This is a genomic window from Micromonospora sp. NPDC050495, from assembly GCF_040655175.1.
Classification (GTDB): domain Bacteria; phylum Actinomycetota; class Actinomycetes; order Mycobacteriales; family Micromonosporaceae; genus Micromonospora.
On the sequence record NZ_JBFAJK010000099.1, the window covers coordinates 1 to 8,296 of the forward strand.

General features: G+C 68.1%; 8 protein-coding genes. 1 reads left to right on the forward strand and 7 read right to left on the reverse strand.

The window, feature by feature from the left end:
* Window positions 1-519: 519 nt before the first annotated feature.
* Genes AB0I11_RS33935 through AB0I11_RS33965 form a run of 7 tightly spaced genes read right to left on the reverse strand, consistent with a single transcriptional unit; the run spans window position 520 to window position 6,505 of the window.
* Window positions 520-2,043, reverse strand: coding sequence for a long-chain-fatty-acid--CoA ligase (locus AB0I11_RS33935; RefSeq protein WP_357329977.1), 1,524 nt, complete (start codon window positions 2,041-2,043; stop codon window positions 520-522).
* An 18-nt stretch (window positions 2,044-2,061) separates the two neighbouring features.
* Entirely contained in the window at window positions 2,062-2,892 is an 831-nt protein-coding gene (locus AB0I11_RS33940) for an SDR family oxidoreductase (RefSeq protein ID WP_357329980.1), read from the reverse strand.
* The gene (locus AB0I11_RS33945) at window positions 2,889-3,275 is read right to left on the reverse strand and encodes a MaoC/PaaZ C-terminal domain-containing protein (protein WP_357329982.1); all 387 of its coding nucleotides are present in this window, start codon (window positions 3,273-3,275) and stop codon (window positions 2,889-2,891) included. The genes AB0I11_RS33940 and AB0I11_RS33945 overlap by 4 nt, the downstream gene beginning before the upstream one ends.
* Window positions 3,272-3,730, reverse strand: coding sequence for a MaoC family dehydratase N-terminal domain-containing protein (locus AB0I11_RS33950; protein ID WP_357329984.1), 459 nt, complete (start codon window positions 3,728-3,730; stop codon window positions 3,272-3,274). Before AB0I11_RS33950 ends, AB0I11_RS33945 begins: the two co-directional genes overlap by 4 nt.
* Window position 3,731: 1 nt before the next feature.
* Complete coding sequence (locus AB0I11_RS33955) at window positions 3,732-4,922, reverse strand: lipid-transfer protein (protein ID WP_357329986.1); 1,191 nt, start codon at window positions 4,920-4,922, stop codon at window positions 3,732-3,734.
* 19 nt (window positions 4,923-4,941) lie between these two features.
* A complete protein-coding gene (locus tag AB0I11_RS33960) occupies window positions 4,942-5,841 on the reverse strand; it encodes an enoyl-CoA hydratase-related protein (RefSeq protein WP_357329988.1) in 900 nt (299 codons plus the stop codon).
* Window positions 5,842-5,851: 10 nt separating this feature from the next.
* The gene (locus tag AB0I11_RS33965; protein WP_357329990.1) at window positions 5,852-6,505 is read right to left on the reverse strand and encodes a GGDEF domain-containing protein; all 654 of its coding nucleotides are present in this window, start codon (window positions 6,503-6,505) and stop codon (window positions 5,852-5,854) included.
* A 496-nt stretch (window positions 6,506-7,001) separates the two neighbouring features.
* Here AB0I11_RS33965 and AB0I11_RS33970 point away from each other — a divergent pair, with 496 nt between their 5' ends.
* Window positions 7,002-8,195: an FAD-dependent monooxygenase gene (locus tag AB0I11_RS33970; RefSeq protein WP_357329992.1), complete on the forward strand. Its 1,194-nt coding sequence runs from the start codon at window positions 7,002-7,004 to the stop codon at window positions 8,193-8,195.
* Window positions 8,196-8,296: the final 101 nt, after the last annotated feature.

Consider the following 8,296-nt stretch of genomic DNA (forward strand, 5'->3'; position numbering starts at 1 on the left):
CCTCACCCTCAGTCACCCGCTGACGACGGACAACCAGTGCGCACCTCTGCAAGATCAGCTGTACCTAGCTCTGCACTCCAGGCCGTACCCCGACACCAGGCCCGCACCGGCACCGGACCCGCCGTCCTGGCCACCCTGCGCAACACCTCGATCGGCTACCACCGCACCAACGGCGAGGCCAACATCGCCCGCGCCACCCGCCCTCATCACCGCCGTGACCACCACCTATCCGACAACGCAATGACCCTGGGCTGCTCGCCAGTCCGACCACCGGCGCAAAACGCCGACTGACACCCGCGGACCGGTGGTAGCGAACGCACACATGTTCTGCGGCGACAGCAGGTCAAAATGCACCCTTCGAGCCGTTCGCGACCGAGAGGTGGGCGTGGGGCCGGACAACCAAGGATCGTCAGCGGCGTTCGGTGACCTCAGTCATGTCTGACCTCTTTCGCCAGCCAGAGGCGGGCTCGCGGGTACCCACCAAAGAAGGGCGCCCGCGAACCCGCCCGAGAGCGGAATCTACCAGGGCATTTCGCGTAGCGTCCGCTTGAGAATCTTGCCGGCACCGGAGATCGGGAGCGCGTTGACGAAGGCGACCGTCCGTGGGACCTTGTATCCGGCGATCTGCTCCCGGCAGAAGTCGCGCAGCTCATCCTGGGTGGCGGTTCGGCCGGGCGCTAACACGACGACGGCATGCACCCGCTCGCCCCACTGCTCATCGGGAACTCCGATCACCGCGCACGATGCGACCGCCGGATTTTTGGCCAGCACATTCTCCACCTCGGCGGAGTAGACGTTTTCTCCACCAGAGATGATCATGTCCTTGAGCCGGTCCACGATGTAGACGTATCCCCGCTCATCCATGTAGCCGCCGTCACCGGTGTGCATCCAGCCACCACGAAGCGCGGTTGCGGTGTCCCCGTCGCGCTGCCAGTAACCGCGCATGAGGTGGTCGCCGCGCACGACAACCTCGCCGACCGTGCCGCGGGGCACCTCCACGTCGTCGGAGTCGACGACGCGCACCTCGGCGTGCGGTGCGGCACGGCCCGCCGATCTCCGTAGTGCGGGGACGTCGTGGTCGTCGGGCAGGAGCAGGGTGGCGATGGGAGACAGCTCAGTCATCCCGTACGCCTGGGTGAATCCGGCCTGCGGGAACGCCTTGCGGGCGCGCTCGAGCAGGGTTTCCGAAATCGGTGATGCGCCGTAGATCACGTGCCGCATGCTGGACAGATCCCGTTCAGCGGCGGCCTGATGATCGAGGAGCATCTGGATCATGGTGGGCACCAGTAGGACGTCGGTGGCCACGTGCCGTTCGATGGCCTCCGAGACTCCGGCCGGCGTGAAGTTGGGAACGATGACGTGCGTCGAGCCGACAAGCAGGGCGGCCGCCCACGCCGCGATGTCGGCGAGGTGGAACATGGGCGCGGCGTGCAGCAGTCGTCCGCGTGGCGTGACGAAGCTTCCGGTGGCGAGGCTGCCCAGAGCGGAAACCATGACGTTCGTGTGACTGAGCATGACGCCCCGCGGACTGCCGGTCGTGCCGCCCGTGTAGAAAATGCCGAACAGGTCGTCACCACCGCGGCGCGCATCCACCGCGGGCTCGTTGTCGCGGACCAGTTGCTCGTAACTGACCATTCCGTCGGGCGGAGCGTCGTCCTCAGAGAAGATCACCGTGCTCAGGTGCCCGAACTGTGCCCGCAGGCTGGACACCATCGGCGCGAACGTGGCATCGACGAACAACACGCGGGTATCCGACTCCCGGAGTGCCTGGCTGATCTCCGCGGCACTCCAGCGGACGTTAATCGGTACGACGACCGCATTCGCCCAGGGCACCGCGAGCAGGATCTCGTGGTAACGATCGGAGTTGAGGCTCAGAACGCCGACTCGGCCGCCGCCGGCCACACCGGCCGCCCGCAGGCCTGCGGCCAGTCGAGCTACCCGGTCGACCGTTTCGGCTGCCGTACGAGTGCGGTCACCGTAGACGGTCATGGCACGTCGAGGATCCTGCTGCACCGCTTGGTGCAACGTCTGGGTGAGATACATGCTGTGCCCTCCTCTTCCTCAGATGGTGTAACCGCCGGCGCAGACGAGGGTCTGCCCGCTGATGTAGTCGGACTCGGGCGTACACAACAGGTAGACCGCCGCCGCCGCCTCGGCCGATGTTCCGACGCGGCCAAGCGGGATCGACCGCTGCACCGCCTCCATGAGCTCGGCGTTGATGCCGACCTTGATGTCTCTGTCCTGCACGGTGATGGTGGCGTTGGCACCAGCCGGCGCCTCGGTGAGCCGGGTCTTGATCAGACCGAAGGCCACGGAGTTGACCGTGACGTTGTAGCGGCCCCACTCCTTGGCCAGGGTCTTGGTCAGTCCGATGACGCCCGCCTTGGCGGCGGCGTAGTTGACCTGGCCCGCGTTGCCGCCGAGCCCGGCGACGGAGGAGATGTTGACGACCTTGCGGCAGGGCACCGGCTCACCCGCCGCCTTGGCCTGCTTCATCGCCGCGGAGATGACCGGTTGGGCAGCGCGAAGGATGCGAAAGGGTGCTTTGAGGTGTACGTCCAGGATCGCGTCCCACTGCTCATCCGTCATCTTCTGGATGACGGTGTCCCAGGTGTAGCCGGCGTTGTTGACGATGATGTCCAACCCGCCGAACGAGTCGATTGCGGTCTGCACGAACCGCTCCGCGAACCCCTCCTCGGTCACACTGCCGGCACAGGCCACGGCCCGCCCGCCGGCCGCTTCGATCGCCGCGACCGTCTCCTTGGCCGGCTCAGCGTCCAGGTCGTTGACCACCACCCGGGCGCCTTCCGACGCAAGCTTCATGGCGATCTCGCGGCCGATGCCACGGCCGGAGCCCGAAACGATCCCGACCCTGCCCTCAAGTCTTCTCATGCCGCTGTCCCTTCAATCTCAACGACAGCTTCGCCGGTGAGCGTCACCGTGCCGTCGGCCAGAGCGACGACAAGCTCCACAGTGGCCAGTCCGCCGTCATTGATATCGATGATCCGACCGGTGCAGGTCGGCTTTCCGGCTGGTGGCGTGGTCGCGGCGAACCGGACGCGGTAGGAGCGAATCCGCTCCTGCGGCACCCAGTTGGTCAGCAGCCGCCCCAGGTACGCCATGGAGAGCATGCCGTGGGCGATCACGTCATCCAGCCCACCGGAGCGAGCCACGTCGATATCGATGTGGATGGGGTTGTGGTCCCCCGAGGCGCCGGCGAAGAGGGCGAGCGTGGTCCGGGAGATCGGGGGCAGCTCAAGCTTCAGCTCGGTCATGCATGCACCCCGGGGTTACGAATCACCATGACGCAGGCCAGGTCGGCGACTCGGGAGCCATCCGCCCGAGTCACCGCCGTCTGCTTCACCACGAAATCCAAGGCACCGCCCTTTTTCTGGTAGACGTCGGAAATCCGCCGCCGCAAGGTCAGCCTGTCGCCCGCATGCGCGACCGAGTGGTACGTGAAGGACTGCTCGCCGTGCAGCAGGTGCCGCAGGTCCACCCCGACGTCGGTGAGGTAGCTGAACGGGTTCGCCTGCTCCAGCTCCAGGCCGAACAGAAACGTCATCGGCACCGGCAGGTCGGGGTGACCCGCGTCTCTCGCGGCGGCAGGGTCGCGGTAGATGGGGTTTGACTCGCCGATGGCCAGGGCGAAGAACTGCAACCGGCCGCGCTCCACCTCGACGGTGATCGGCGGGAGTTCCAAACCGATCAGGGAGGTCGGAATCGGCATGTCAGCTCACCTTCTCGTAGAGGGTGACCACCGCGGCACCACCCAAGCCGATGTTGTGCGCGAGCGCGAGGTTCGCCCCCTCCACCTGCCGGCGTCCGGCCTGACCGCGCAGCTGCCACACCAGCTCCGCGCACTGGGCGAGACCGGTCGCCCCGAGCGGGTGACCCTTCGCCAGCAGACCCCCGGAGGGGTTGGTGACGACCCGACCGCCGTAGGTGTTGGCGCCCTCCAGGATGAACTTCTCGGCGGTGCCCTCCGGGGTGAGCCCGAGCGCCTCGTACGTCAGCAGTTCGTTGGTGCTGAAGCAGTCGTGCAGCTCGACCACCCTGAGGTCCTGGGGGCTGACACCGGCGGCCTCGTAGACCTTGCCAGCGGCGGCGGCGGACATGTCGTACCCGACCAGCTTGATCATGTCGCCGTCGTGAAAGCTGCTCGCCGTGTCGGTGGTCATCGCCTGCGCCGTGATCTGCACCCGCGCGTCAAGGCCGTGTGCCTTGGCGAACTCCTCGCTGGCGATCACCGCCGCCGCCGCCCCGCAGGTCGGCGGGCAGCACTGCAAGCGGGTCAGCGGCCCGTAGACGTGCGGGGAGGCAACCACCTCCTCAACAGTGAGCGGGTCGCGGAAGACGGCGTACGGGTTGTTCGCCGCATGTTGCCGGGCCTTCACGACGATCCGCGCGAAGGTCTCCGGCGCGGTGCCGTACCTCTCCGCGTAGGCCTTCCCGGCGCCACCGAAGTACCGTGCCGCCATCGGCGCCGCGCCGTCGTCCGTCCCCTGCACGGCATGCGCGACATCGTCGAAGCGGGCGAACGGGTTCGGCCTGTCCTCCCAGTGCGATCTGATCGCACCGCGCTGCATCTGTTCGAAGCCGACGACCAGCACGCACTCCGCGGCCCCGGACTCGACCGCCTGCCGGGCCAGCCAGAGCGCCGTCGACCCGGTCGAACAGTTGTTGTTCACGTTGACCACCGGAATGCCGGTCAGGCCTACCCGGTAGAGCGCGGCTTGTCCGCTGGTCGAATCGCCGTACACATAGCCCGCGTAGGCCTGTTCGACCTGCCCGTAGTCGAGCGACGCATCCCGCAGCGCGGCCCGGACCGCGGCCTCGGCCATGTCGTCGTACGGATCCGCGTTTCTCGGGGTCATGAACGGCACCATGCCGACCCCGACGACCCGCGCTCGCTTCTTCACAGAACCTTCACCTTCACCTTCACCTTGTCGCGCCGAAGACCGCCACGCGCTTGTTGACGAACGCGTCGACGCCCTCGAGAAAGTCCTCCGTACGGGCACACTCACCCAGTGAGATGCGTTCGTTCTCCAACTGCTGCTCCAGGCCCGCGTGTGCACTGGCGGCAATGAGCTGCTTGGCACGGGCGTACGCCTGAGCCGGCCCCCGGGCAAGCCGCTCGGCCAGATCGCGGACCTGGCCGTCCAGCTCCCTGCGAGGCACCACGCGGTTCACCATGCCGAGTTGGTACGCCCGTTCCGCGCTCACCGGATCGCCCAGCATGATCAGCTCCGAGGCCACCTGACGTCCCACAACTCTGGGTAGGAAGTAGGTGCTACCCGAGTCGGGAGTCGCGGCGAGCTTGATGAACGCCTGGCAGAATGTGGCGTCGTGGGATGCGACGACCATGTCGCAGGCCAGGGCGAGCGAGAAACCCGCGCCGTACGCCTGCCCGTGGACGCTAGCGATGACGGGCTTCGGCAGGCGCGTCAAGCCGACGATCGCGGTGTGCACCACCCCGGCGATCTGTCGAAGCACCGGCTCACCTCTGCCCTCGTGGGCACCGGCGGACATCGCCTTGACGTCGCCGCCCGCGCAGAAGGCCGCGCCTTCTCCCCGCACGATCACCGCTCTGACGTCGTCGCGACCACGGACCTCCTCGACCGCCTCGGCCAGGGCGACGCCCGCGGTCACGTCGAGCGCGTTGCGGCGTTCTGGGCGGGACAACACGATCTCCGCCACCGCCCCCCGGATCAGGACGCGCACGGGCAGGTCGTCCCCACGGGGTTCCGGCACACCATCGACATGGTTCGTACCGGCACGGCGCTCCGCCCCCAACGTCGTCCCTTCTGCCGCAGCCGGTCCGCGTCGACGTCTGGTCATGCGATCACCTTCAGAGGGCTGGTGCGAACGTTGCACGTGCGCAAGATCGGGCGGGGGTCGGCGCCAGGGCTCGTCCGGTCGTCGGCGCACGGGTCGTAGACGCTGACACCGGATCCGGTGGCTTTGGCCCTGTAATGGCGGCGTCGGCGCGGGCGAGCGCCTCGGCCAGGTCGCCGCTGTCGGCCGAAGCAAGTCCGATGGAGGCGGTGACCGAGACGACTTCCCCGGAGGGCAGTCCGATCGGGTCGGCGACTGCGGCGGCCACCTCTCGGACCGCGTGCAGATCGGACGAGGATGCGAGGATCAGCGCGAACTCATCCCCGCCCAACCTGGCGACGATGCTGGTGACCTGGGTGCGGAGTCGGTCGGCGATGACGCTGAGCACCACGTCGCCAGGCGCGTGGCCGCGGAGGTCGTTGATCGGTTTGAAGTCGTCCAGATCGAGCACCGCTACGAACGGCCGAGCCGGAGCCAGCCGCGGCCACACCTCGGCCAGGCCGGCTCGATTCAGCAGACCGGTCAGCCGATCGTGGGTGGCATCGTGCCGGGCGACGGCGAGTTGGCGACGCAGCAGACTGGCCGAGCGGGTCAACCATCCGGCGGTGGCGAGACCAGACAGGCCGGCGACGAGTCCGGCGACGATAGCCGGGTCGAAGAAGGTCATCACCGAGTCACCTTCGGGGCGGAAGCGTGGCCGTGGACGGGGACGGGGACGACGGGGGCGGCGCCGGATCGGCACGGCAGCCGACGGCGGCACCCACCGCTGCCGGGTCGACCAGCCTGACTTCTTGTCTGCTGACTACAGCGTCTGGGTCCACGTCGGGCTTGGTGTACCAGCATGGGGTTTCTAGTACGCCGGACAGTACGCTCCGTGCCATGTCCTGGCAAGCGGGGATTTCGGCAAGACCCGCCGCACGTGGTCTCGCACGCTCACAGTGGGACGGCGCGGGAAACGTCTTCGGACGGAAAGGTGGGGCGAGTCAGCAGACGCGAGCGGCCCCACAAACGGCGGATTCCCGGTGCGTAGCACGTCGGGGCCTGGGAGACTCCCGGCGGGAAACGGCTCGCCGTGACCTTGATCACAGTTCCTCCCTTACGCGAGCACATCCTCTAGAGGTGTAGAGTGTTGGGCGTTTGCTACAGATGTAGAGGAGCCTGAGATGGGCAGGATGGAACGCGGCACCAGCATGAGCCAGCGCACCGCGATCGTGGTGGGGGGCGGTATCGGCGGCATGGCCGCCGCCGTCGCGCTGATCCGCAGTGGCTGGCAGGTCGAGGTACTGGAACGCGCCACCGCGTTCGGCGAGGTGGGTGCGGGGCTGTCGCTGTGGCCCAACGGCCTGCGCGCGCTGGACGCGCTGGGCGTGGGCGAGCAGGTCCGCGCCCATGCCCTGGTCGAAACCAAGACCGGCATCCGGGACGTGTCCGGCCGCTGGCTGTCGCAGACCGACACCGACGAACTGGGACGCCGGTACGGTCCCCTTGTCATGATCCATCGTGCCCACCTGCTCGACATCCTTCGCGAAGCCGTTCCCGCCGCTTCGCTGTGCAAGGAGACCGAGGTCATTCGGGTTGTTCGGGCCGGTAGTGGCACATCTCAGGTCGAGGTCGAGCACAACCACGGGGTGTCGCGCGCCGATCTGCTGGTGGGCGCCGATGGGATCCACAGCACGGTACGGCGCTCACTGTGGCCGCAGGCCCCCGAGCCCCGCTACGCCGGGTACACGGCCTGGCGACTGATCGCCGACGCGGGCCGTCCGCTGTCGGCCGGCGGCGAGACCTGGGGGCGCGGGGAGCGCGTGGGAATCGCTCCTCTTCCGGATGGCCGGGTGTACTTCTTCGGCGTCGCCAACACCCCCCCGGGGCAGCGCAGCCCCGGCCGGGAGCTTGATGAGATGCGACGGCGTTTCAGCAGCTGGCATGCCCCGATCCCCGATCTCCTGGCGGCCGCCAGCGAGGACACGGTCATGCGCCACGACATCTACGAACTGCCGCCGATCAGCACCTACGTCGCCGGCAGGACCGCGCTGCTCGGCGATGCCGCGCACGCGATGACGCCCAACATGGGGCAGGGCGCCATCCAGGCCCTCGAGGACGCCGTCACCCTGGCCGCGCTGCTAGCTTCCAATCCCCACGTGGAGTCCGCACTGGCCGCCTACGACCAGCAGCGACGCCCCCGTACCCAGATGATCGCCAGACGCTCCCACCGAATCGGGTCCGTCGCGCAATGGAGTTCGGCCCCCGCCAGCACCCTGCGCAACTGGCTGCTCCGCCTCACTCCCCCCTCATCCATGCTCAACGCACTCGGCCCGGTGCTCACCTGGCAGCCACCTGCCCCGGCCCCGGCGCACTGAGCGTCCCTACCTCGCCTGCACCGCATCACCAGAAAGGCCCCGGCCATGACCGGCAAGCTCACTGCCGTCCCACTCGCCCAACCCGGCACCACCTGGAGGCT

What these genes read in the sequence shown, in the direction of transcription:
- AB0I11_RS33935 (WP_357329977.1), bottom strand. Translation starts at nt 2,043, where the DNA reads ATGTATCTCACCCAGACGTTGCACCAAGCGGTGCAGCAGGATCCTCGA.
- AB0I11_RS33940 (WP_357329980.1), bottom strand. Translation starts at nt 2,892, where the DNA reads ATGAGAAGACTTGAGGGCAGGGTCGGGATCGTTTCGGGCTCCGGCCGT.
- AB0I11_RS33945 (WP_357329982.1), bottom strand. Translation starts at nt 3,275, where the DNA reads ATGACCGAGCTGAAGCTTGAGCTGCCCCCGATCTCCCGGACCACGCTC.
- AB0I11_RS33950 (WP_357329984.1), bottom strand. Translation starts at nt 3,730, where the DNA reads ATGCCGATTCCGACCTCCCTGATCGGTTTGGAACTCCCGCCGATCACC.
- AB0I11_RS33960 (WP_357329988.1), bottom strand. Translation starts at nt 5,841, where the DNA reads ATGACCAGACGTCGACGCGGACCGGCTGCGGCAGAAGGGACGACGTTG.
- AB0I11_RS33965 (WP_357329990.1), bottom strand. Translation starts at nt 6,505, where the DNA reads ATGACCTTCTTCGACCCGGCTATCGTCGCCGGACTCGTCGCCGGCCTG.
- AB0I11_RS33970 (WP_357329992.1), top strand. Translation starts at nt 7,002, where the DNA reads ATGGGCAGGATGGAACGCGGCACCAGCATGAGCCAGCGCACCGCGATC.